Annotated in this window: 23 protein-coding genes and 1 pseudogene; 14 read left to right on the forward strand and 10 right to left on the reverse strand. The window is 67.9% G+C overall.

What is annotated here, in order from left to right:
• Window positions 1–302: 302 nt before the first annotated feature.
• Window positions 303–467 (forward strand): annotated as a pseudogene (locus U9983_RS07275) (acyl-CoA dehydrogenase family protein); the annotation flags it as partial.
• Between the two features lie 103 nt (window positions 468–570).
• Here U9983_RS07275 and U9983_RS07280 read toward each other — a convergent pair.
• A complete protein-coding gene (locus U9983_RS07280) occupies window positions 571–918 on the reverse strand; it encodes a DUF4286 family protein (protein WP_322753286.1) in 348 nt (115 codons plus the stop codon).
• 393 nt (window positions 919–1,311) lie between these two features.
• Here U9983_RS07280 and U9983_RS07285 point away from each other — a divergent pair, with 393 nt between their 5' ends.
• Window positions 1,312–1,545: a hypothetical protein gene (locus tag U9983_RS07285; protein ID WP_416210667.1), complete on the forward strand. Its 234-nt coding sequence runs from the start codon at window positions 1,312–1,314 to the stop codon at window positions 1,543–1,545.
• 566 nt (window positions 1,546–2,111) lie between these two features.
• On the opposite strand, the gene bldC is transcribed toward U9983_RS07285, so the two are convergent.
• Together bldC and U9983_RS07295 are read right to left on the reverse strand one after the other, a co-directional pair.
• Window positions 2,112–2,318 carry a developmental transcriptional regulator BldC gene (gene bldC, locus U9983_RS07290; protein WP_322750297.1) on the reverse strand — a complete coding sequence of 69 codons (207 nt, stop codon included), beginning with the start codon at window positions 2,316–2,318 and terminating at the stop codon, window positions 2,112–2,114.
• Window positions 2,319–2,470: 152 nt separating this feature from the next.
• Window positions 2,471–3,307 carry a hypothetical protein gene (locus U9983_RS07295; RefSeq protein WP_322750296.1) on the reverse strand — a complete coding sequence of 279 codons (837 nt, stop codon included), beginning with the start codon at window positions 3,305–3,307 and terminating at the stop codon, window positions 2,471–2,473.
• A gap of 262 nt (window positions 3,308–3,569) precedes the next feature.
• On the opposite strand from U9983_RS07295, the gene U9983_RS07300 reads away from it, so the two are divergent.
• Both U9983_RS07300 and U9983_RS07305 read left to right on the forward strand, forming a co-directional pair.
• Window positions 3,570–4,640, forward strand: a complete 1,071-nt coding sequence (locus tag U9983_RS07300) for a Glu/Leu/Phe/Val family dehydrogenase (protein ID WP_322753325.1) — start codon at window positions 3,570–3,572, stop codon at window positions 4,638–4,640.
• 188 nt (window positions 4,641–4,828) lie between these two features.
• The gene (locus U9983_RS07305; protein WP_322753287.1) at window positions 4,829–5,032 is read left to right on the forward strand and encodes a DUF3073 domain-containing protein; all 204 of its coding nucleotides are present in this window, start codon (window positions 4,829–4,831) and stop codon (window positions 5,030–5,032) included.
• Between the two features lie 269 nt (window positions 5,033–5,301).
• Here U9983_RS07305 and purM read toward each other — a convergent pair whose 3' ends face one another.
• From purM to U9983_RS07320, 3 genes are all read right to left on the reverse strand, one after another.
• Complete coding sequence (gene purM, locus U9983_RS07310; RefSeq protein ID WP_322753288.1) at window positions 5,302–6,453, reverse strand: phosphoribosylformylglycinamidine cyclo-ligase; 1,152 nt, start codon at window positions 6,451–6,453, stop codon at window positions 5,302–5,304.
• Window positions 6,454–6,476: 23 nt separating this feature from the next.
• Entirely contained in the window at window positions 6,477–8,135 is a 1,659-nt protein-coding gene (purF, locus tag U9983_RS07315) for an amidophosphoribosyltransferase (RefSeq protein WP_322753289.1), read from the reverse strand.
• 172 nt (window positions 8,136–8,307) lie between these two features.
• On the reverse strand, window positions 8,308–9,114 hold the full coding sequence (locus U9983_RS07320; protein ID WP_322753290.1) for a sterol carrier family protein: 807 nt from the start codon (window positions 9,112–9,114) through the stop codon (window positions 8,308–8,310).
• 134 nt (window positions 9,115–9,248) lie between these two features.
• Between U9983_RS07320 and U9983_RS07325 the strand changes: the two genes are divergently transcribed.
• Window positions 9,249–13,049, forward strand: a complete 3,801-nt coding sequence (locus tag U9983_RS07325) for a sacsin N-terminal ATP-binding-like domain-containing protein (RefSeq protein WP_322753291.1) — start codon at window positions 9,249–9,251, stop codon at window positions 13,047–13,049.
• Between the two features lie 63 nt (window positions 13,050–13,112).
• Here U9983_RS07325 and U9983_RS07330 read toward each other — a convergent pair whose 3' ends face one another.
• Window positions 13,113–13,352: a DUF2530 domain-containing protein gene (locus U9983_RS07330; RefSeq protein WP_322753292.1), complete on the reverse strand. Its 240-nt coding sequence runs from the start codon at window positions 13,350–13,352 to the stop codon at window positions 13,113–13,115.
• Window positions 13,353–13,593: 241 nt separating this feature from the next.
• Between U9983_RS07330 and U9983_RS07335 the strand changes: the two genes are divergently transcribed.
• From U9983_RS07335 to U9983_RS07370, 8 genes are all read left to right on the forward strand, one after another.
• Entirely contained in the window at window positions 13,594–14,502 is a 909-nt protein-coding gene (locus U9983_RS07335) for a tyrosine-type recombinase/integrase (protein WP_322753293.1), read from the forward strand.
• A gap of 388 nt (window positions 14,503–14,890) precedes the next feature.
• On the forward strand, window positions 14,891–15,208 hold the full coding sequence (locus tag U9983_RS07340) for a hypothetical protein (RefSeq protein ID WP_322753294.1): 318 nt from the start codon (window positions 14,891–14,893) through the stop codon (window positions 15,206–15,208).
• A gap of 167 nt (window positions 15,209–15,375) precedes the next feature.
• Complete coding sequence (locus U9983_RS07345; RefSeq protein ID WP_322753295.1) at window positions 15,376–15,681, forward strand: hypothetical protein; 306 nt, start codon at window positions 15,376–15,378, stop codon at window positions 15,679–15,681.
• The gene (locus U9983_RS07350) at window positions 15,678–18,203 is read left to right on the forward strand and encodes a bifunctional DNA primase/polymerase (protein ID WP_322753296.1); all 2,526 of its coding nucleotides are present in this window, start codon (window positions 15,678–15,680) and stop codon (window positions 18,201–18,203) included. The genes U9983_RS07345 and U9983_RS07350 overlap by 4 nt, the downstream gene beginning before the upstream one ends.
• Before the next feature lie 288 nt (window positions 18,204–18,491).
• On the forward strand, window positions 18,492–18,725 hold the full coding sequence (locus tag U9983_RS07355; protein ID WP_322753297.1) for a DUF6011 domain-containing protein: 234 nt from the start codon (window positions 18,492–18,494) through the stop codon (window positions 18,723–18,725).
• A gap of 29 nt (window positions 18,726–18,754) precedes the next feature.
• Window positions 18,755–18,946, forward strand: a complete 192-nt coding sequence (locus tag U9983_RS07360) for a hypothetical protein (protein WP_322753298.1) — start codon at window positions 18,755–18,757, stop codon at window positions 18,944–18,946.
• Window positions 18,947–19,229: 283 nt separating this feature from the next.
• On the forward strand, window positions 19,230–19,691 hold the full coding sequence (locus U9983_RS07365) for a hypothetical protein (RefSeq protein ID WP_322753299.1): 462 nt from the start codon (window positions 19,230–19,232) through the stop codon (window positions 19,689–19,691).
• A gap of 829 nt (window positions 19,692–20,520) precedes the next feature.
• On the forward strand, window positions 20,521–21,441 hold the full coding sequence (locus tag U9983_RS07370; RefSeq protein WP_322753300.1) for a tyrosine-type recombinase/integrase: 921 nt from the start codon (window positions 20,521–20,523) through the stop codon (window positions 21,439–21,441).
• 181 nt (window positions 21,442–21,622) lie between these two features.
• On the opposite strand, the gene U9983_RS07375 is transcribed toward U9983_RS07370, so the two are convergent.
• Window positions 21,623–21,844 carry a hypothetical protein gene (locus U9983_RS07375; RefSeq protein ID WP_322753301.1) on the reverse strand — a complete coding sequence of 74 codons (222 nt, stop codon included), beginning with the start codon at window positions 21,842–21,844 and terminating at the stop codon, window positions 21,623–21,625.
• Between the two features lie 135 nt (window positions 21,845–21,979).
• Between U9983_RS07375 and U9983_RS07380 the strand changes: the two genes are divergently transcribed.
• Window positions 21,980–22,210 carry a hypothetical protein gene (locus tag U9983_RS07380; RefSeq protein ID WP_322753302.1) on the forward strand — a complete coding sequence of 77 codons (231 nt, stop codon included), beginning with the start codon at window positions 21,980–21,982 and terminating at the stop codon, window positions 22,208–22,210.
• Between the two features lie 57 nt (window positions 22,211–22,267).
• Here U9983_RS07380 and U9983_RS07385 read toward each other — a convergent pair whose 3' ends face one another.
• Window positions 22,268–22,444: a hypothetical protein gene (locus U9983_RS07385; RefSeq protein ID WP_322753303.1), complete on the reverse strand. Its 177-nt coding sequence runs from the start codon at window positions 22,442–22,444 to the stop codon at window positions 22,268–22,270.
• 17 nt (window positions 22,445–22,461) lie between these two features.
• The gene (locus tag U9983_RS07390) at window positions 22,462–22,620 is read right to left on the reverse strand and encodes a hypothetical protein (protein WP_322753304.1); all 159 of its coding nucleotides are present in this window, start codon (window positions 22,618–22,620) and stop codon (window positions 22,462–22,464) included.
• Window positions 22,621–22,633 lie beyond the last annotated feature (13 nt).

Below are 22,633 nucleotides of genomic sequence, written 5' to 3' on the forward strand. Positions count from 1 at the left end.
GACCCCACTTCCATGATCGCAACGGCGGACATCGCCGAACTCGTCATGTCGGTCACTCGGCTGTCCGCGCACGCGGTCGTCCCGGAGATCGTCGTCACCCGGCCGGGGGAGCAGCTCCACCGGGCCTGACCGGCGCCACCGGGGCGAAAGTCGCGCCGGCGGGGCCCATCGGCCGGGGCGCCCGACCGACCGATATTGAGCGCAACGGGTCACCGATCGGTCGTTCTGTGGTCAGCCGGCAGCCACCTCATCCCCTGAATCTATATAAACTATGACAGTTAGAGCGGCGTGAACACACGCCCACATTGATGGAGATCGCGCTAGCCGCGATCCGGGTTCACGGCGGCTACGGCTACTCGACGGAGTTCGACGTCGAGCGCTACTTCCGGGACGCACCGCTGATGATCGTCGGCGAGGGCGCCAACGAGATTCAGCGCAACGTCATCGCCGGGCAGCTCATCGCGCGTGATTGCCGGGCGCTCTTACAGCCGGGGACGATCTGGTGCCGGAGCCCGCTGCCGCGGTTCGGTCGGCTCCGGCACCAGGTTCGTCGGCTCGGAAACGACCGGATCAGGACTCGGGTGCAGTGATCTCCCGGCAGAACCGGAACACGGGGGGCGGGTCGAGCTGAAGCCCGACCGGGGTCGACATCGTGCCGGCCGTGATGGCTGCGCCGAGCGTCGCCTGCACAGCCTCGATATCGTCGGCATCGATCTCGTAGATCGCGATGAACGGACCGTCCTCGCCGAGTGACTCGAACCTGCGGGCCGACACGAACCCGTCGATCGCCAAAATCTCCTGCAGATGGCTCTCGTTGTACCACTTGTGGTACCCGGCCGCCTGCTCCGGCGAACTCGGTCGTGATTCGACGTAGAGAATCCCCTTGGGCACTTGCCCGACCTCCTTCTCGATGAACATCTTCTCTGGCTATGAGACAAAACGCTTGATATCACGAATGTTCGACGAACGGAAAAATGCGGGTGAAGTCGAGATCGGGGTCGGTCGTTGCGAACCGTTCCCACATCGATGCGGTGACCGCCCCGGTCGGGCATCCGGCTTCCCCACTCGCGGCCTGCGAAAACGATCTCGCAATCATCAAGATCTATAGATCTCGGATGGAACCGACCTCGTGGCAGCCTTCGTGCTTTTTGTTGCCGAGGCACAGGTGGCTGACACGCAGGCCGGGCCGGAGCACGACGGTGCCGGCGCGTCCTGGCCGCAGATCCGACCCCGAGTACAGCAGTCTCCCTATGGACCCACGCACCAGCGGGGATGAAGGCGTCGAGACGACGACGACAACGGGAGGCCACCATGGGCCACTGCGAGGTTTGCGGCAATGACTACGACATGAGCTTCGAGGTTCACGCCCAGGGCTCAGTACACACGTTCGACAGTTTCGAATGCGCGATCCATTCGATGGCACCGATCTGTGACCACTGCGGAGTGAAGATCTCCGGGCATGGTGCCCAGACCAACGGACAGTTCTTCTGCTGTGCCCACTGCGCCCGGGCGGCAGGCAGAACAGAAATCCGCGACCACGCCTGAAGAATTTCGGAGTCGGGGGCGTGCGACCAGATTCATGATCGCACGCCCCCGATGGGTCCAACCGGCTGTTAGAGCGCCCGGCAACAGGGGCGTGGATCAAGGAGCGCCGGCCCGCACGAGCCGGCGCGGATCTCGTCCCGGAACGACAACGGTCCGGAAGGCGCCATCCCGGTTTCGGGGAACCTCCCGGACCTACCGACGGGGTCGTGTCACGGCGCGAGCAGCGTGGAAACGCTGATCATCCCAGGGACAAGAGAGCACGTTCTGCAGCCCTGCGGTGGTGGAGATCTTCGACTGGCAGACCGCCTCGCCTTCCAGTCGAAGATCCTAAAGACGCCTGGACGTACCAGGGCGCCCCCACCGTCAGCGGCCTTGACACATCGGAAGAACAACTGTTGCCCACACTTGAGACAACCGCCGTACCGACATCCCCCTCGGTCCTAGCCTGATCACATCTCAAGTAGCCGGAGATCCCCGAACAACCAACAACTCGTGAATTCCAGAACTTATCGACCAAAACGGCAGGGCAAGGAGAATCCGATGCATCCGATCGCACCGGCGTGGAGCTATACCTCGCTTCCCACGGATGGGACCCCCTTGAGGAGCGCGCGGACCTCCGCCTCCCGATAGCGGCGGTGGCCGCCAAGGGTGCGTATCGAAGTGAGCTTGCCCGCCTTGGCCCACCTGGTCACGGTCTTCGGGTCAACTCGGAACATGGTTGCCACTTCGGCGGGCGTCAGCAGCGGCTCAGCGTCCGGTGTTCTCGTCGTCATTGTGTTGGCCTCCCGTCACAGAGCGTTGCTCCGTCCCATACAGATCGTGCATCCTTCGGGGGCATTTCGGACATGGCACGTCAGGACCATCTGCTGACTAGTCACACGACGTCCGAAGCGAGCAACCACGCTCAGTTAGTGGTTGCAAACCATCAGCTTGCCGACTCCCGTGCCTGAACCGGTCTCCACCGGTTCAGGACCCGTTCATAGGCCACGACCGCCACATCTGTTCGCCCTAGGCGTAATGCGCTGAGGGCCTCATCAAGGTCTTCGACCGACGTGTCGTCACGCAGAGCGTCGTCATCGAGCAGATCCACGAGTCCGCCGTAGTCGAGTTCGATCCGGCTGTGTGGGTGGAAGTCCGCCAGCCACTGTCTGATCTCGGCCAGACCGTCGACGCCCGGTGAGTCCGGAGCGACGCGACGCAGCATCTCCAATGCCTCCAGCGCCTGTCCGACCCGCCGCTGGGCAAGGCTCAGCGACGTCCGGTAGGACAGCGACCGGTCGGCGCTGTCACCGGTGACCAACAGGCGCTCCGAGGGATCGAACAGGACGAACCACGGTGGCGGCACCATCCAGGTGCAGGTCTGGACGTAGACCTTGAGATCCGGGCGGCGGGTCCGCCAACGGTCGAGCTCGGTCTCGGCCGGGTCCGCGAGCCGTCGCGGGATGAACGCCTCCGCCACCCGATCCGGCAACCCACCGCGAAACTCCATCGCCGCCTGCCACACCCGCAGCTGGGTGTACCAGGGGCAGACGAACATCAGCCCGTCCGCCACCTGGATGAAGGCCGACTCGTCGGCGACGTCCAGCGACGGCCGGATGGTTGCGACGAGGGCCACGACCCGCTCCTGGCGGGCGCCGGCACGGCGGCTCGGAACACGGCCCTTGGCGGCATACCGCTCCCAACGAAGCCGATCGGCCTGCGGGAACGCCGCCAGCGGCTCGTACACCCGCAGATAGGCCGCTGGACTGACCACAGGAGCCACAGACAGATCCTGGCATGCCCGCAGCCTCAGTGGGTTGTCGCGGGCCCGTCAGCGGCATCTGAGCGGCACGGGAGCGGCATGGGAGCGGCCCGCATTGTCGATCTTCACTCGTACCGGTACCGCGACTGGATAGGTTGCGGGCACCGGTCGCGCCCGTCGAAACAGTGTCTGACCCATGCTTCCGCCCGCGTTCCCGGCAGACCACGTACCGGCCAGACCACGTTCCGGCCAGACCACGTACCCGGCGAAGGGAGCCCTCACGGTGCCGTCCGTCTTCACCGTCGGTGCGCAGCACGAACAGGTGGTGTTCTGTGTGGACGCCGCCAGTGGACTGCGTGCGATCATCGCGATCTACTCCACGGCACTCGGCCCGGCCCTCGGCGGGACCAGGTTCCACCCCTACGTCGACGAGGACGCGGCGCTGCTCGACGCCCTGGCGCTGTCCAGGGCAATGGCTTACAAGGCCGCCTGCGCCGGCCTCGACTTCGGCGGCGGCAAAGCTGTGATCATCGGTGATCCGAGCCGGGACAAGTCCGAGCTGCTGCTGCGCGCATACGGACGCTTTGTCGCCTCGCTCGGGGGCCGTTACATCACCGCTTGTGACGTCGGAACCTACGTCGAGGACATGGACGTGGTCGCCCACGAGTCCCGATGGGTCACCGGACGGTCGCCTGCGCAGGGTGGCTCCGGCGATTCCGGCGTCCTGACCGCCTACGGCGTGTTCGAGGGCATGCGTGCCTGCGCCGAGTACCTGTGGGGCACGCCGTCGCTTGTCGGTCGCCGGGTTGCCGTGGCCGGACTCGGGAAGGTCGGCCGGCGTCTGGTCGGTCGGCTGCTCGCCGACGGCGCCGCCGTGGTCGCCGCGGACGTCGACCAGGCCGCGCTCGATCGGGTCCACGCGCAGTATCCCGACGCCGAGCTGCGGACCGATCCCGACGCGCTGATCACCGCCGACGTCGACGTGTACTCGCCGTGCGCGCTGGGCGGAGCGCTCACCGCGGAGGTGGCGAGCGCCCTGCACGCACGGGTCGTCTGTGGCGGAGCTAACAACCAGCTCGCCGATGCCGGCGTGGACGAACGGTTGGCCGCCGCGGGCGTCCTCTACGCACCCGACTTCGTGGTCAACGCCGGCGGTCTGATCCAGGTGGCCGACGAGGTCGAGGGCTACTCGCACGAGCGGGCGCAGGCCGGGGTCAGCCGTATCTTCGCGTCAACGCTGGACGTTCTCGGCCATGCCGAGCAGGCCGGGGTGACCTCCACCGTGGCCGCCACCCAGCTCGCGGAGCGCCGGATGACCGGGATCGGACAACTGCGTAGGATCCTCATCCCATGACTCTAAGCAACCAGCTTGGGATGTCGATCAGTGATCCACGTCACACGTCGTTCATCGCAATCGTCGTGCGGCCCGACAACTGTCGGGTTGGCGTGCCCATGAGCCCGCGATCCCTGTAGTCTCGGGAGGCACGAGATAATGAGAGCACCGGGGCGGGTCCCCGTCGTCATGTTCGAGGGGGTCGAGCCATGGGGCGCGGCCGAGCAAAGGCCAAGCAGACGAAAGTCGCCCGCGAGCTCAAGTACAACTCGCCCAACATGGACCTTGATCGCCTAAAAGCCGATCTGGGTGCCGGTAGCGCGCGAGAAGACACCGCGGACGATCAGCACTCGTCGGATGATTCCAACGAGTACGACTACGCCGACGAGGACGAGGACACCGGTCGGCGGTAAGTGACACAAGCATGGTTGCGGGTCTCCGGATCCCGGGCTCCCATGTGACCGAGGGCAACGCGATGGTGATCTTTATCGCGTTGGCGGCGGCCCAAGGAGCCCATGCGGCTAGGCCCACGCAGGCCGCAGCGGTGGCTGCGCGGGCGTCCTGTGCCGGCGTTCGCGGGATCCGGTGCCGCATCCATGGGCGAGAACCGCCACATGCCTCAGGCCATCAGGCCACGACGTGCTGGCATGGTCGACCCACGTCTCGGTCGCGGACGGTCGCTCTAACGTGGATGTTCGCCGACCATCTCCGCCGGCTGACCAACGCGATCACGATCATCATCCGCATCGCCGACGCCGTCAGCCGGGCTGTTCGCGGGGCCGTCGGCATCGCTACGGACGACCTCGCCGATGATCCACGCTGGTATCCCGCGCGCGGCGAGCAGGTCGAGGGCGGCGCAGGCGTCCTGCGCAGGCAGCACCGCGACCATCCCCACCCCGAGGTTGAACGTCCGTTCCATTTCTACCGCTGGAACACCACCACGCTCGGCGAGCAGGCTGAACACGGGTGGCGGGGTCCACGTGGACCGGTCCAGCCGGGCGGTCAATTCGGCGGGGATCACCCGGGCCAGATTGGCCGCGAGCCCACCACCGGTGATGTGCGCGAACGCGTGGACGTCCACGGCCGCGGCCAGCGCCAGGCAGTCACGGGCGTAGATCCGGGTAGGGACGAGCAGGGCATCACCGAGAGTGGTCCCCAGGCTGTCCTCATGACGGGCCAGGGCGGCGAGACCCGTGGGCGAGACCCCGCCCGGGCCGTCGGGGTCGACCGGGCCGAGCAGCACATGACGCACCAGGGAGTAGCCGTTGGAATGCAGACCGGAGGAGGCCATCGCCACCACCACGTCCCCCGGTCGCACCCGCTGCGGGCCAAGGAGCGCGTCCGTCTCCACCACACCGACACCGGTGGCCGCGAGATCGTAGTCGTCGGGGCCCATGAGCCCGGGATGCTCAGCGGTCTCACCGCCGACAAGGGCGGCGCCGGCCTGTTGGCAGCCGAGCGCGATCCCCGCGACGATTGTGGCGATACGCTCGGGAACAACGACTCCGCAGGCGATGTAGTCGAGCAGGAAAAGCGGTTCGGCGCCGCAGACCACCAGGTCGTCCACGACCATCGCAACCAGGTCGACACCGATGGTGTCATGCCGGCCGACGGCCCGCGCAACAGCAATCTTCGTGCCCACACCGTCGGTCGACGAGGCGAGCAGGGGACGCCGGTAGCGGGTGACGTCGAGCGCGAACAGCCCGGCGAAGCCCCCGAGCGATCCGACGACCTCCGGGCGGGTGGCCCGCGCGACATGCGCGCGCATGAGCGCCACGGCGCGGTCACCGGCGTCGATATCCACGCCCGCGTCCCGGTAGGACACGTTCGTCACAGGCTGATCAGGCGGCGGCGCGCTCACCGTCGCCGTGCCACCGGGCTGGCGCCGTCCATGCCCGCGCCGTCCATGCCCGCGCCGTCCAAGGCAGCGCCGCCCACGAGCGCGGGGTCGTGGCCGGCACCATCCCCGTCCGCGGCGTCTTCCAGCAGGTACTTGCCGAGGTGGTCGGCATGCGGCAACGGCACCGGGTACACCCCGTCGAAACAGGCTCGGCACAGCTGCGCCACCGGCTGGCGGGACGCCGCGACCAGGCCGGCCAGTGACACGTAGGCCAAGGAGTCGGCTCCCAGCGACTCGCGGATCTCATCGACGTGGGCGTTGTGCGCGATCAGTTCGGAGCGGGTGGCGAAGTCGATGCCGTAGAAGCACGGCCAGCGCACCGGCGGCGAGGAGATCCGCACATGTACCTCGGTGGCGCCGGCCTCGCGCAGCATCCGCACCAGGGCGCGTTGGGTGTTACCCCGCACGATCGAGTCGTCGACGACGACAAGGCGGCGGCCGTCGATGACATCACGCAGCGGATTGAGCTTCAGCCGGATCCCACGCTGGCGGATCGTCTGCGACGGTTGGATGAACGTCCGTCCCACATAGGAGTTCTTCACCAGCCCGTCGCCGTACGGGATGTGGCTGGCCTCGGCAAAGCCGACCGCTGCGGGCACGCCCGACTGCGGCACCCCGATCACGAGATCGGCGTCCGCCGGCGCCTCGTGGGCGAGTGTCCGCCCGACCTCGACCCGGGTCGCGTGCACGGAACGGCCCGCGATCGTGGTGTCGGGACGGGCGAGGTAGACGTACTCGAACAGGCATCCGTGCGGTGTCGCTGGCGCAAACCGGTGCGAGCGCGGCCCGTCGGCGTCAATGACGATCAGTTCACCGGGTTCGACCTCGCGGACGAAACCGGCGCCGACGATGTCGAGGGCAGCGGTCTCACTCGCCACGACCCAACCGGTGTCCGGGCCGTCCCCGCCGAGCCGACCCAGCACGAGCGGATGCACACCGTGGGTGTCCCGGGCGGCGTACAGGGTCGAGGTGTCGCAGAACACCAGCGAGAACGCGCCCGCCAGCCGGGGCAGCACGTCCATGGCCGCTTCTTCCAGCGTCAGGCCGGGATGCGCGGCCAACATCGCGGTGATCAGGTCGGAGTCCGTCGTCGCCCGGATCGGGCCCCTGACGGTGTCGGCGAGGTCCGCGGCCAGGGTCGCGGTATTGGTGAGGTTGCCGTTATGACCCAGTGCAACCGCTCCACCGCCGTGCGACGACCGGTAGGACGGCTGGGCATTGTCCCAGGTCGACGATCCGGTGGTCGAGTAACGGGTATGGCCCACGGCCAGGTGCCCGGTCAGGCTCGCCAGGGTCACATCGTCGAAGACCTGGGCGACCAGCCCCAGTTCCTTGAAGACGACGACCGTCCGGCCGTCGGCGACCGCGATACCCGCCGCTTCCTGGCCCCGATGCTGCAACGCGTACAGCCCGTAGTAGGTTAGGTTCGCAACGTCCTCATCCGGAGCCCACACCCCGAACACTCCGCAGGCATCCCGCGGACCTGGATCATCGACGTACTCACGGGCCCAGTCCCCGGCATCACGGCGCTCAGTGGTCGCCGCCGGAAGCCGGCTGTCGCTGCGGGAGACATCCGCTGGTTCGACATGCGCCGTCGGACGGGCAGAGTTGGACATCGAACAGTCACCGACGTCGGGCAACACAGCTCCTTGGGACGTCGTTCACACTGGTCCACAGCCCACGCTAGCAGCGCCAACCCGCCCGACACCTGTCGATCTCCAACTCATGCGGGACACCACGGACAGGTCCCGTCCGGGTAGTCCCTCGAGCACCCGAAGCGCATGCGCCTTACAGCAACGGAAGGTAAGGACGCAGGTCGGCGCGGGAGCCGCTGGCCCGCACGCGACCGTCCGCCACCGCGTCCACCCAGCTCAGGCGGCCCACGGCGACATCGACGAAGGTGACCGGATCGGTTTCGACCACGTTCGGCGGTGTGCCCCGGGTGTGCCGCGGACCGTCGACGACCTGCACCGCCGCGAACGGCGGCACCCGTACCTCGACGCAACGCCCCGGAGCGCGCGCCACGAGTAGACCGGTGAAGGTCCGCACGACGATCCGCACCGCGTCCCGATGCGGATCGACCCCCAGGTCAAGACCGTGGACAACACCGTCCACCGCCAGTGCGACCAGAAGGTCCCCCAGCCGCATCCCACCGGCTGCGGTCATGACCGGACGCGCCGGGTCGACGCCGGCGAGCCCGGCCACGGCGGCGGCGATGCCGTCACCCAACCGCGACCGCAGCCGGCCGCGCTCACCGGCTCCCCACCGCGTATCGGCTCCCCACCGCGTATCGGCTCCCCACCGCGTATCGGCGGCCGTCCCGTTGGGTGCGTCGTCGCGCGGGCCGAGCCCCGCCAACCCGGCCGGCGCCGCCAGGTAGGACTCCACGCTCAGAAGACGTTCCGGACGTGCGTTCGCGGCCGGCGGGGGCGGACCCGCGAGCGCCGCGGCCAGCGCAGCCGCCGACCCGGCGGTGTGGAGGACAAGGTCCGCGGCACTCCAGCCGGGCAGCCTGCTCGGCCGCGCACACTCCTGCGCTGCGAGTACGGCCGCCCGTTCGGCGATCCGCTCCCACTGGCCGACCACCGCCGACACCAGCTTACGATCATCACGACGAGCCGCGGACACCACGGTTCTGAATTATCGGCCGGCGGAAGACGGGCCGACCGGACAGGCCCTAGCTGCACCTGCTCTCCCATCTACCCGGCATTGAAGAGGAGGATGAAGCGATGGACGCGCAGCCGTACGGAAACGTGATCGTGGACGCTGACAGCGGCGACGCCCAGGCCGACCCGCTGGACCACCCGCGCCGCGACGACCGACATGATCAGCTCGCCGTCGGCGAGCTGAACGACCCTTTCGGGACGGCCGCGATCCAACGCCGGGTCCTCGACGCCTGGGCCGCATCCCCCGCGCGGTTCCGCGAGGACGCGAACGCCGAGGAGGACGCCGCCCGCGGCGCGTACCGCGACCGACTCGTCGTTGAACTGCTCCAGAACGCCGTGGACGCGGCCCACGCCGCGGCGGTGCCCTGCCGTGTTCTGATGACGCTGACCAGCAGCGACGACACGGCGACAGAATCTCATGCCGGGATGCTGGAGATCGCCAACACCGGGGCGGGGCTGTCCGCGGCCGGGGTCGAATCACTGTCCACTCTGCGTGCCTCCGCAAAGCGCGACACCGCGGCTCTCGGCCGATTCGGGGTCGGTTTCGCCGCGGTTCTAGCCGTCAGCGACACTCCGTCGATCGTGTCCCGACGGCCGATGGGGCCGTGGGAGGAGCGGGACCACCACAGCGGTGGTGTCGGCTGGTCGAAACAGGCGACCATCGACGCGATCAACACACTCGGTGTGCCCGCCCTCGACGCCGAACTGACCCGCCGCGACGGTGCCGTCCCCGTGCTGCGCCTGCCCTCAACGCTGGCCGACGCGCCACCACCGCCGGAGGGCTACGACACCGTCGTCCGGCTACCGCTGCGTGACGCGGGCGCGATGGCGCTGGCCCGCGCCCTGCTGGCCGGTCTCGACCCGACGCTTCCGCTGGTAATGCCCGGACTGTCCGAGATCACCGTCGTGGTCGACGGTGCTCGCACGACGCTTTCCTGTGTCTGGGTGGACCCCACCCCGGCGGGCCCGGCGGGGCCCGCCGGCCAAAGGGCGCGCGACAATGATCTTTCTGGCGCGCCCGGAGGCCTGAATGGGCATGGCCAGGAGGTCGCGCTGCTGGATGGGCGACGCTGGGTTGGCAGGGTGCGACGCGGGGTGATTCCGCCGGATCTGCTCATCGACCGGCCGGTTGAGGAACGTGCCCGTACCGGATACGAGGCCCGGGCCATGGTCTGCGAGGGCGGCTGGCCCAGCGGCGTGCCCACGCTTGTCCGGGCGCCCCAGCCGACCGACGAGCCGCTGTCGTTGCCGGTTCTGGTCAGTGTGGGTCTGCCGTTGGAACCGTCCCGCCGGCACACTGTCGCGGGTCCGCTTCGAGACTGGCTGGTGGACCGGCTCGCCGAGACGATCGTCGACCTTGCTGTCGACCTCGGCGCCGGCAGCCCGCCGGGACCGGATGCCGAGCCAGGTGTCAGCGCGCTGCCGGGCGCTGACACCAGCTCGGTGGCGCCGGCCGGACCGGACCTGTTCGCACTGATCGCCGCGGGGCAGGATCCGGGCGTCACCCCGGCAGCGCAGGCGCGCGACGCATTCGACCTGCGGGCGCTCGTGGGTACCGGCCATCCGCCGGCTCATTCGCCGCTGGCGGCGCTCGAGCTCGTCCCGACCGGACTGCCGGCCGGTGAGGTCGACGCCAGGTTGCGGGACGCCCTCGCGCGGCTGCTACCGGAGGCACCGATGTTTCCCGGCGGGCACCGCGGATCCGACTGTGTGGTCTGCGACCTCGGTCCGGCAACCGACCAGGTCACGGCGCTGCTCACGGCCCCGGCAGTGCTCCGGGGACTGCGGCCTGCGGGCGCGCGGTCTGACGATCGTCGCGCGCCCTCTGGTCCTCTGGACGACCGGCCCGAGAACGACGAATTTGGCACCGACGAACTGGGAACCGACAAACCGGACACCGACAAACCGAGCGACGACGCGGATGGCGCCGTGGACGGCCTGCTGCCGGCGGCCTACGCCGCACGGCATTGGCGGCCGGCCCTCGACGTGCTGGGAGTAGACCGCCTCGACACCGCCGATGTGGTTGAGATTCTCAGCGAGCTCCGCAGACCGCCGTCGTGGTGGGCACGTGCCTATGCGGCACTCGCGACCGCGCCCGACCGGGACGCCCTCGGCGCCCTGCCCGTTCCGCTGGCCGCATCTGCCCCGGACCGGGACCCGGCACCGGACGCTGGGACCGGCCCCGGACCGGACGACACCCGGCTCGGGGTCCGGATGGTGACCGGCCCGCGTGGTCTGCTGCTTCCCACCACCGATCTGGACGTCCTCGCGTTGGTCAGCTCAGGCCTACCGCTGCGGGTCGCGCATCCCGACGCCTGCGCCGGCGCGGCCCGCGATGTTCTGCGCACCCTCGGTGCGGTCGAGGGAACCCCCGCGAGTGTGCTGCGCGACGGGTCCGTGGCCGACGCCATCGCCGACATCGACCCCGAGGCGGATCCCGACGCGGCACGCGCGCTGGCCAACGCTGTCCTGGCGCTGGCGCGGGACGCCGGCGATATCGCCGGTGAACTGCCCTGGCTCGCAGATCTGCTGCTTCCCGACACCGATGGCGACTTCAGCCCCGCCGGCGAACTGTTGATCGAAGCTGGCCCCCTCGACCGGGTGCTCGCAAGCGACGCACCGTTCAGCGTCCTCGCCGACGACTTCGCGCGGGCATGGCCGGTGGGCGTGCTGGAAGCGGTCGGGGTACTGCGGACCTTCGCCGTGCTGCATGTCACCGACGTGGGCCTCGACCCGGATGAGCCGGTCCTGCTCGACCTGGACGACAGCGACACCTGGGTGGAGGAGTTGACCGCCCGACTCGAGTCCGCACCCGATCAGGCCAGGGCCGGTGGCGAACCGAGCGCACCGCCCACGCTGACGACCTTCTCGGCTGTGCGCGACCTCGAATTCGTCGACCCGTCCCGCTGGCCTGGGGCGCTCGCGGAGCTGGCCCGGCCGCCGCTGCGCGATGTCGTCATGCACTCCGACCGATTGCGCCGGCCGGGGTCCGGCGGCCATGCCCGCGATGCGGATGTGTCGTACACGCGTTGGTGGCTGTCCCGGCACGCGCTGCTTCCGGTCGCCGGATCAACGACCGTGCTCCCCCCGACCGAGCTGGCGCTGCCCGGCGCAGACCCGCTGCTCGACGGGCTGTTCGCCCCGGCTGCCCCGCTGCCGGGGGTGGATGTCGGCCTGCTGCGCCTCCTCGGTTGCAGGCTTACCCTCGCCGACGTCCTGAGCGATCCGGATGCGGTGCTCGACCTGCTCGACCGGCTCGGCGATGCCGATCGGGACGTGCCATGGCCGGCGGCGCGCCTGCTGTACATGGCGGCCGTTGACGCCGCCGCGGCGCTCCCCCGCGCGGAGGTACCCGACCACGATCCGGCGAGGAGCATCGACCCTCCGCTGACCGTCCGCACCCCGAACGGCGTGGTGCGGACATCCGATGCCGTGATCGTGGACGCGCCGGACCTGATGCCGCTGCTCGGGGCCGGTCGCGGTGCCCTGCGGATGCCGCTGGACCGAGCGGCCGAGGCATCCCTCGTACTCGGCGTACCGCTGCTTTCGTCCCTCGGTGACTGTGACGTCGTCTCAACGCCGCCGTCACCGACGGATACGGCGCCGGACGGTACGCCGTATCTGTCGCATGGGCGTCTGCTTGTGGCCGACGTCGACGGTGAACCAACGCCCGTCGCGTGGCGGGTGCTCGGTGGCATCGGGGGGGAGATCCACGTCGACGCGAGTGCCGGAACGAACGCGCTGGCGCGGGCCCTGGCCTGGCATGCCGGCACCTGGGACCGCCGGCACGCCATCGCCGAGGCGTTGCGCGAACCGGCCGGTGACGATCAGCGTCAGGCCGAAGCCGACCTCGACGACTCCTGAGCCGGTGTGTCACGACCCGCATCAACGTTCAGAGCCCGGCACGGAGGCGCCGGCGACGGCGTGCTAGCGACGCAGGCGGTTGCGGCGGCGGGATGTGACCGCGATACCCAGCAGGCCGAGCGCCGCGCCGACGGCCGCGGTCGCGATCCACCACAGGTGGCCGTCCGCCCGCAGGCTGTTCCAGAACGGCAGCAGCACGATCAGGGCGATCAGCCACAGAATCGTACCGACAGTCACTGACGCCACACCGTCATAGGGCAACGGTTCCAGCTCCCGGCGCCCAGCCGGCGGGGTCACGCTCATATCTGCTGACGCTACCCGCCGCTCCGCACGAACTCCCCGGGCCGCGAGCCATCCAGATCATGATCTACACGCCCGAATCATGATCTGCGCGAGTTTGTCGGCCGGTACGCTTTCGGGCCTGAAAAGCGTTCCGGGATCGATCGTGGCTGTACGAGACACACCATAGCCACCAGCGGGTTTGAGCGCAACATCCGGGCTTGCCCCGTGAGCACACAGCGCCGGGTAGCGTTAACATGCGATCGTGACCGAAGATCAGATGGGACCGCTCGCGCCCCTCATCGACTCATGGACGCTGTCCCTACGGGCCGCGGGCAAGTCCCCTAGCACCGTCAGCACCTACCTGATCGGCATTCAGGTGATCAACACACACCTTGCCGCGGCGGGGGTCCTGGCCCTCGGCGACATCACCCCCAACCACATGCGACAGTTCCTCGCCGATCACGCGTCCAGCCGGTCGGCAGGCACAGCAGCCGCCCGCTACACCATCGCGAACATCTTCTTCAAATGGTGCGTGGCTGAAGAGGAGCTGGACGACAACCCGATGGCGCGGGTCGCCCGCCCGCCCGTGCCCGAACAGCCGGTGCCGGTGCCGGCCGCGGACGACCTACGCGCCATCCTCGGCACCTGCTCCGGCCGCGACCTGGCTTCGCGGCGAGACACCGCGGTCATCAGGCTGTGGGCGGACACCGGGATGCGACGGGCCGAACTCGCCGCACTGAAGATCGACGACGTCGATCTACGCGACCAAGTCGCCCTCGTCATGGGCAAAGGTGGTCGCGCGCGGGCGTGCCCATTCGGTGCCAGGACTGCACAGGCACTCGATCGGTACCTCCGTGCCCGCCGACAGCACCCCAAGGCCAGCATCACCGATGCACTGTGGCTTGGCGATCGGGACTACGGCGCTGTGACCGGACAGGCACTGTACAAGATGCTCGTGAGGCGGGCCGCCACCGTCAACATCATCATCACACCGCACAAGCTCAGGCACTTCTTCGCGCACAACTGGCTTGCCGAGGGTGGCACCGAAGGTGACCTGATGCGCCTGGCCGGATGGCGAACCCGCGCCATGGTGGATCGCTACGCCGCATCGACAGCTGACGACCGTGCCCACGCGGCGCACAAACGCCTTTCGCTGGGAGACAAACTGTGAGTCCATGGAAGTCCACATGGACTCATATGGACTCCCCTGGACGCGCCTGGACTTTCAGGGACACGCTGCGAGTGGGCGCGAGAATCCGCGTACAAAGCAACCCCGGAGTAGACGGGCCAGCCAACCGGGGAAAACCCGTTAGCTGGTTAGGAAGCTATGTGCCCCGGGGCGATTCACGGGACGTTTGCGCAGGTCAGAGGCTCGACACGCCGAGCGAGCTATGCGCGCCCGGTGTCCGAGCCATGATTTCCGCTGTCGCGCGCGTTGTGCTAAAAAGGACGAAGCGCAGCGATCGAGTACGAACAGTCGGTCGTTCGTGGGGGGCGTGCTACCGCCAATTCCGGGTGCTACTCGGAGTCGTCAAGTACGTCCGAAGGGACACGCGTCCGTGGCACGTCGAACAACCCTCACACCCGAACAGCGCACCCTTCGCGCGCGTCTCGCGGCCTATGCCAGCCACGTCAATCACGACCCGGCCGAACGCACCCAAGCCGCGCGGAATGCCTCTCCGTCTCAGTTGTCCCACTGGGAGCGCAAGGTTCGGGCCGAACACCCGGATCTCCCCGACGCTGAGGTCACCCGTCGCGGAACGCTGCTGCATCGGCAGTACATGGTTCAGCTGGCGTTCCGATCCTCGCGCGCGGCGTCGCGCAGACGAGCGGGCAAGGCAGGGAAGGGCACCGCCGCGCCGCGTGATGCCTCTTGAACGGCGAAGGGCGCCCCGAAACCAACCGGAGCGCCCCACCACCAGCAACATCACCCGCAAACAAAATAACAGCTGACCGCGAGTCAACAACAGAAACGGGCCGACCGGGTGCGACAACACCCGACCGGCCCTCGATCCGCACACCCTCCAAACAGGGAGCTGGACCTGTGCTCGAGTTTTGCACACCGCCGGAGTCTGCGTACACGGGCAAACCGCCTGACACGCAAGGTGTACCGACCGCCACGACCGCCATCAGAGCGTCCATCCAGGTCACGGACAACGGGACCTACTGCTGGACGGCAGGCGACCCCGAGCTGATCGCGGCAATCAGGCAGATGCCCCGGCGGCAGTGGGACCGCCGCCGGGTCGCGTGGGCCGTGCCGCTCCGGGACACGGTTCAGCTGGTCGAGATGGTCGAGGACTTCGCTGCTGACGTCCGGGTGATCGACGACCGGCGCGGCGGTGCCGCGTGACCGTTGTGGACGGCACCGTTCGATTTCTCCCGCGGGCCGTCGACGAGTGCAGCAATGAGCGTGCGCGGAGCTCTACCCGCGACGCAGCCCGTGAGCTCCACGACGCCGGTCTGTGCCTCATCCCCGTGGCAGCGGACGGCACCAAGCGGCCCGATGTCGCCTGGGCGCCCTTCCTCGCCACCAGATCCACACCCGACCAGCACGACCAGTGGTTCGGTACCGGCCGACCCGTCGGCATCGGCGTCGTCTACGGCAAGGTGTCCGGCAATATTGAGATGATCGAGTTTGAGGGACGGGCCATCGCCGAAGGTGTCCTCGACGAAGTCACCAACGTCATGCACGCATCCGGGCTCGGCGACGTCTGGCAGGCCATCACCACCGGATGGGTCACCCGGTCGCCATCCGGTGGGCTCCACTTCCGCGTCCGCATTGACGGTGACTCGGTACCGGCAAATCTCAAATTGGCCGCCCGACCGGCCCGCGATGATGAGTACACCCCCGACGAGCGTCAGCGCATCGCTGGCAATCCCCACGCGCAGATCAAACGGATCCTCGTCGAAACCCGCGGCGAAGGCGGGTACGGCATCGTGGAGCCGTCCGGCGGCACCGTCCACGCCAGCGGAAAACCGTACATTCGCATCGCTGGCAGTCCGGCCGCCATTCCCACCATTGATTCCAAGCTGATGGACGCCGTTCGGGACATCTGCCGAACGGCCGATCGAATGCCTCGACCGGAGCCGGTCCGGCCGTCCCGCGAACCCCTGCCGCTCCCCAACGGTGACCTGCGTCCGGGCGATGATTACAACCTTAGGGCCGACTGGGCCGAAATCCTCGAACCGCACGGCTGGACGCTCGTCTACCACCGCGACACCCGCTACTGGCGCCGTCCCGGCAAGGATCGCGGGGTGTCGGCGACAACCGGGCATTCACCGACCGGCGACCGACTGTACGTCTTTTCAACGAGCACCGAATTCCAGGCTGAGACGCCCTACACCAAATTCGGCGCATACACGCTCCTTCACCACGGTGGCGACTACGGACACGCGGCAAAGGCCCTGGCCGACCTGGGATACGGCACGCCACGGGAAACCCGCGCTATTCGACGGGTCCCGCCGCACCATTTCCCGGTAGGCGACGGCCGGACCGTCGACACCGCCACCGGAGAAATCATGGCCGGACCGGTGGCAGTCGAGGTGGTCGAGGCAGCGACGGAGGGCAGCACATCGCGCGACATGCCAGGAGTGCTGCCCGATGCATTCTGGGAATCGCACCCCATCCTGCTGCACATCCGCCAGGCTGCGCACTCCCGCGGATGTTCGTCCACCCTCGTGCTGTACGGAATGCTCGCCCGTCTGTCCGGCATGCTGTCGCATCACATCCGCGCCGTGACGGGGATCGGAGGCCCCGCATCCCTCAACTTTTTCGCCGCACTAGTTGGCGAATCCGGTGCCGGAAAGTCGATCGCCGCCGCGCTCGTTCGAGATCTCATGCCCTGCCTCGACGAAGACTTCCGCGACGGAATGCCGCTTGGCAGCGGCGAGGGAATCGCCGAAATTTATATGGGAACCGTGGAAGAGAAGACCGACGAGATCCATACGAAAGGGCCGAAAAAGGGTGAGCCGGTCACCCGGAAGGTCCGCAAGCAGGTCCGACACAACGCATATTTCTACGCCGACGAAGGTCAGTCGTTTACGCAGCTCAGCGAACGCTCCGGGGCCATCCTCGGAGAATCGATCCGTCGGGCCGCAATTGGCGAGACTCTTGGTCAAACCAACGCCACCGAAGAGCGCACCCGGTACATCCCGGCCGGATCTTACAGCTTCGGCCTACTGATCGGGTTCCAGCCGAGTACGGCCAGACCGCTACTGGCAGACAGCAATACAGGCACACCGCAACGGTTTTTTTGGGGATGGGAGAGCGACCCGGCGATGCCGGATATCGCACCGCCGTGGCCTGGTGAGATCGATGCCCACCCTGGACGCAGACGCCCATCCGGGCCTCTCCACATCGACTTCCCCGAACGCATCAAAACGCTCCTGTGGCAGGACCGCGTCGCGCGAGTCCGCAACGAAATCAGGGTGGATCGACTCGACGCCCACGCGGGTCTGATGAAAGTCAAGGCGGCAAGCCTGTTTGCGCTTCTCTTCCATCATCCTGAGGTCACGGAGGCTGACTGGGAGCTCACCGAGATGTTGTGGCAATCCTCTTGTGCCGTCCGTGACTTCCTGCTGCGCCGGGCCGAACAGGAGGCGGAGGCGGAACGCAGTCGGGAGGAAACCGGCAGAGTCCTTCAGGCGCTTCGCATCCGAGAGGCCACCATGGGCGCTGACGTCCGCCTGGAGAGGGTGCTAGCACTCGCGTGCAAGCACGCGGCCAAAGTCGGTGGGATCACCTTCGGAGCGTTGAACAAAGCGGTGGCGAGCAGAGAACGGAAGCTCGTAAAGGACGCAGTCGCGTTGGGAGTGACCCGCGGGTTGCTCGTTGTCGAGGGTGACTCGATCACCGTGTGGACCGGTGGATGACCACGCCCCCACAGAGGTGGACACGGCGAGGTGGACAGAGGTGGACACGGCGAGGTGGACATCTGTCCACCACCCCCCCTGTCGCAAAAAAGTGCACTCTCGTAAAGCATATAAATATGTATAAAAAGGACATGTTACTGCTTTCCTGCGCGTCGCACGAGGGGGGGTGGTGGACAGATGTCCACTTGTCCACCTCGTGTCCACCTCGCCGTGTCCCCGCCTGTCCATCCGCGCGAACGATCTTCTCCAGCTGTCCTGACTACCCCATCGACCGCGAGGAACTAGCACATGCCCGACAAGATCCAGAACGTGACCCATCGAGAAAGGCCACCCGTGAACGCTGTTCATCGCCCAATGATCCACATCTGCCATCGGTGCGGCCGACAACTGACCGACCCGGTCTCCCGGTCGATCGGCATAGGCCCCGGATGCCTCCGCGCCCTGCCGCCGGAAACGCTGCGGCGCCTCGCCGACGTGCTCCAGGACGCCGCGTTCGTGCTCGATACGCGCCGCGCCGCGTGATCACAAACCAATCGAAAGGGGCCACCCCCATGGGCGAGATCACCGACTACGGCTCGATGTACGAGCGCGTATCGGACCCCAGCGCGGACGCCGTCCGGCGCGCAGCTGCGACCGTCGACCGGCTGATCGCGGACCCGTGCGAGCGAGCGGTGGTCCTGGCGATGCTCGGGCTGACGCCTCAGGCGCCTCAGACGGTCGAAACGCCCGGGGTATGCGTATGAGTACCCCGGACGCCTGTTCGTCCGTCATTTCTGAGACGCGACACCGGCGTGAGCCGGTGCAGGCGTCCTGCTCAGGCTGCACCACCCGGTGGACGCCGTCCGGCGCGGCTCACTGCCCGACGTGCCATCTCACGTTCGGATCGATCACGGGGTTCGACTGCCATCGCATCGGGGGTGGGTGTCTCGGTCCCGACGATCTCCGTGCCCGCGGCTACGAGCTGAGCGACACCGGGCTCTGGCGTCGCCCGCGGCCTGCCGAGACCCTGCCGGACGGGGAGGACCGGTGACCGTGGACACCGTTCTGGCCGCCGGGGCGTGGGCGGTGCGAGCGGCAGACCGCATGCACCAGGTTCTTTCTCGTGACCAGGTGCCCGCCTGTACGCATCTGATCAGCGACGCCGTCCGTGCGGATATCGACGCGGATCTTTCCGGTGGTGCCGGCTTGATGCGCATCCCTCCGCCGCGCCTGTGCCCGCGGCATCCGATGGTCCGATGCGTGGATTGCCACGGCGCCCATGTCGCGGCCTTCCATGCGTCGGAGAGGTACCGCCGGTGTGAGCTGTGCCGCGACGTCGGCGCCGCGCTGCGCACCGTGGACGTGGTCCTGACCTCGGTCATCACGATCGTTGACCGTTCGATCCGAGCGAGCATGGGGGGCAGGATCGTTCTTGACCCCGGACTCCGGTTGTGTGTCGATTGCGCGCCACGGATTCCGCAGGATCAGCTAGAAACGATCTACGTCTAGGCCGAATATGATCTACCTACAAGGAGGGTTTGTGATGGATAGCAAAAAGGGAATCGGGACATGCCCTGACGCATGGGCTACAGAGTTTCAACGCCAGACCGATCACCGTAGGGATGTCGATGCTGTGGTCGAGATGGCCGCGCGTTGCGACACTCGGCCGGCAGATGCGCTGACCCGCCGGACCGCCCGAGTGCGAGCGAACCGCGCGACCGTGACGGCATCGGTGACGGCATCAATAAGCCATGACCCCGGGTCGAACGCAAGCGTGATCGCGACGTTGGAGACGCTTGAAGCGTCGACGCGTGAACACGTGTTTACGTTGGTGGCCGGTGGCGCGGTCGGGTCACAGGTTGCTCGCGCCGTCCTGGCGATGAACGTCGCGTCTCGCGACGCGGAGTGCGCCCGGGTCGCCCGGTTCGAGCGCCGTCCTGATCGGGAGATGGCGCGCAGCGACGGTCAACGCGCGGTGGTTGCAGCTGCGACCGCCGGACCACCGCCGCCGGACCACCGTCGGGATGAGTGTTCGTGTCCGAGATGCGCCCGGATGCGAGTCCTGCCGGTGGTGTGAGTCGAAGAAATGAAGCCTCTTCGCGGGCGTCGTTCTGTGCGTTGATCAGTTTCGGTTGCCCAGCCGGAACAGGAACGTCAGGGTATCCCCGACCGTCGACACAGACATCAACCGGGCATCGATCGGGATGTAGGTGGCCACGATCATGAAACGTAGGCCACGAAACGTAGGCCACGATCATGAAACGTGTGCGGCAGGGGCACGCGGCACCGTGATGGAAGATCGGTAAGACTACAGGATAATGACTGTTATCCTGTAGTCATGACAGAGATCGCGGTACGGACGCCAGCCACCCTCGTCATCGCCGACGACACCGACCCCCTGACCCGCCATGCAACCGGGTGGCTACTCGGTCATCGGTCGGCCCACACCCGGACCGCCTACGCCCGTGACCTCCGCGCCTTCGCGGCCTGGTGCGAAGGTCACGACGTCGACGTGATCGCTGCGAGTCGCGCCCACGTCGACGCGTACGCCCGCGAGCTGGAAGAGATCGACGGGCGGACGCCCGCGACCGTCGCCCGCCGACTGTCCGCACTCGGGAGCTTCTACGCCTACCTGGTCGCCGAGGATGTGCTCACTCGGTCGCCGCTGACGCACGTCAAGCGCCCCCGTCTTGGCGACGATTCGCAGACCACCGGGCTCGATCGGGACGAGGTGCGCGCCCTACTCGCCACAGCCGCGACCGACAGTCCGCGTGCACACGCGCTGATCGGGTTGCTCGCCGGGAACGGCCTGCGGATCGGTGAGGCCCTGGCCGCAGACGTCGACGACCTTGATGTCGAGCGCGGACACCGGGTGCTGCGGATCGTGCGCAAAGGCGGGAAGCGGGCCACCGTCCCACTGGCACCCTCGGTCGCCGCCGTGCTCGATGTCTACCTGGACGGACGGGCCGACGGACCCCTGTTCACCACCCGGACGGGTAGGCGGATGGACGAGCCCGCCGTGTTCCGGTTGGTCCGCAGGCTTGCGCGGGATGCGGACATCGCCAGTGCAGGCAAGCTGTCCCCGCACTCACTGCGCCACTCCTTCGTGACGCTGAGTTTGGATGCTGGCGTGTCCCTCCGTGACGTCCAGGACGCCGCCGGACACTCCGACCCGCGGACCACCCGCCGGTACGACCGGGCACGGCACAACCTCGACCGGCATGCCGCCTACCAGCTCGCGGGCTACCTCGCCGGGTAGCACGATCGGGTGTGTGACGTGTGAGTACCCCGATTGCGTGGAGGATGCACCACCCGACGATGTCCTGTGCGCGGGCCATCGGGCGGACGTCGACCGTAGGCGCGAACGGGTCGCGGCGGAGCTTCGGGAACAGGCCCGGATCCGTCGGGCAGTGGAGCGCCGCGGGTGAGCCCACCCGCTCTCAGCCCTGCCCGTCTCCGCCCATGCTGAACCGGAACGCGAGGTTCCCGCCGACTTCCTGACCGACCGAGTCCAGCCGTGCCGCGCTAGGGATGTAGGTGGCCAGGATCCGGATCAGTTCGTCCGGACCGACTCCGGCGCTGACGTGGAGCTCTGCCGTCCCGTCGGTGGCGCTGACGCGCAGACGCGCGCCTCGGACGTCTCGGCTGCCGTGCTCGCCCATCTCTGCCCCCTGGTAGCGCGTGTCAGGTCCGCGCATCCGGGACGGCGCGCGACCGTCCGGGCACGGTAGCGCGTATGCGGATCCGGAGAAAGAGCGCGGACCACGGTTCCGGATCCGCACCCAGCATCCGGAACCGTGGCCAGCACCAACGAGCCGGAGAAGCGGCCTGCGACTCCGGATGACCTCATCGGCTTCGGCGAGTTACGAGAACTGCTTGGCGTCGCCCGGTCGCGAGCCCACACGATCACCCGAGATCGCGACTTCCCCGCACCCTGGTACACCGGCGAGAAAGAGCGCCTCTGGCTACGCGTCGACGTCGAGGCGTGGTTGGACACTCACCGGCCAGGTTGGCGCGGGGACGCCTGACGCGATGATCCAACGGGTAAAGAAATACCCGCTGGATCATCGCAGTCGTCCCGGTGGCTATCTGCCGTGAACCCGATCAAGTAGCGCGAAGTACTCAGGCGTCCCGAACGGCGGGCAGTCGCACGGCGCCTTCTCGCACAACGCGCACCGGACCTGGTGAGCGGGTAGATCTCCGGACGCGTAGGCGTCCAGGTCGGGTGACCACTTCACGCTGATCGGCTTCTTGCTGGTCATGGGTCCTCCAGGTCGGGTTAGCGGGTGGGTGGTAGCTCGTTCTCTTCGTCCGCAGCTGTGGATGCCTCCCACGCCTCACGCCGTGCCTGTTGTGCTGCGGCGTGCGGGCCGGCGCCCTGGTCGCGGAGCTGGCGGGCACGCGCCCTGATCTCGGCTTCGGTTGGGATCTTGGTCATGGTGTGTCCTCCG

Origin of the sequence: Protofrankia sp. Cas3, assembly GCF_963555955.1 — a bacterium.
Classification (GTDB): Bacteria; Actinomycetota; Actinomycetes; order Frankiales; family Frankiaceae; genus Protofrankia.

What these genes read in the sequence shown, in the direction of transcription:
- U9983_RS07370 (WP_322753300.1), top strand. Translation starts at nt 20,521, where the DNA reads ATGACAGAGATCGCGGTACGGACGCCAGCCACCCTCGTCATCGCCGAC.
- U9983_RS07355 (WP_322753297.1), top strand. Translation starts at nt 18,492, where the DNA reads ATGCCCGACAAGATCCAGAACGTGACCCATCGAGAAAGGCCACCCGTG.
- U9983_RS07285 (WP_416210667.1), top strand. Translation starts at nt 1,312, where the DNA reads ATGGGCCACTGCGAGGTTTGCGGCAATGACTACGACATGAGCTTCGAG.
- U9983_RS07305 (WP_322753287.1), top strand. Translation starts at nt 4,829, where the DNA reads ATGGGGCGCGGCCGAGCAAAGGCCAAGCAGACGAAAGTCGCCCGCGAG.
- U9983_RS07390 (WP_322753304.1), bottom strand. Translation starts at nt 22,620, where the DNA reads ATGACCAAGATCCCAACCGAAGCCGAGATCAGGGCGCGTGCCCGCCAG.
- U9983_RS07375 (WP_322753301.1), bottom strand. Translation starts at nt 21,844, where the DNA reads ATGGGCGAGCACGGCAGCCGAGACGTCCGAGGCGCGCGTCTGCGCGTC.
- bldC (WP_322750297.1), bottom strand. Translation starts at nt 2,318, where the DNA reads ATGACGACGAGAACACCGGACGCTGAGCCGCTGCTGACGCCCGCCGAA.
- U9983_RS07360 (WP_322753298.1), top strand. Translation starts at nt 18,755, where the DNA reads ATGGGCGAGATCACCGACTACGGCTCGATGTACGAGCGCGTATCGGAC.
- U9983_RS07325 (WP_322753291.1), top strand. Translation starts at nt 9,249, where the DNA reads ATGGACGCGCAGCCGTACGGAAACGTGATCGTGGACGCTGACAGCGGC.
- U9983_RS07385 (WP_322753303.1), bottom strand. Translation starts at nt 22,444, where the DNA reads ATGACCAGCAAGAAGCCGATCAGCGTGAAGTGGTCACCCGACCTGGAC.
- U9983_RS07330 (WP_322753292.1), bottom strand. Translation starts at nt 13,352, where the DNA reads ATGAGCGTGACCCCGCCGGCTGGGCGCCGGGAGCTGGAACCGTTGCCC.
- purF (WP_322753289.1), bottom strand. Translation starts at nt 8,135, where the DNA reads ATGTCCAACTCTGCCCGTCCGACGGCGCATGTCGAACCAGCGGATGTC.
- U9983_RS07280 (WP_322753286.1), bottom strand. Translation starts at nt 918, where the DNA reads ATGTTCATCGAGAAGGAGGTCGGGCAAGTGCCCAAGGGGATTCTCTAC.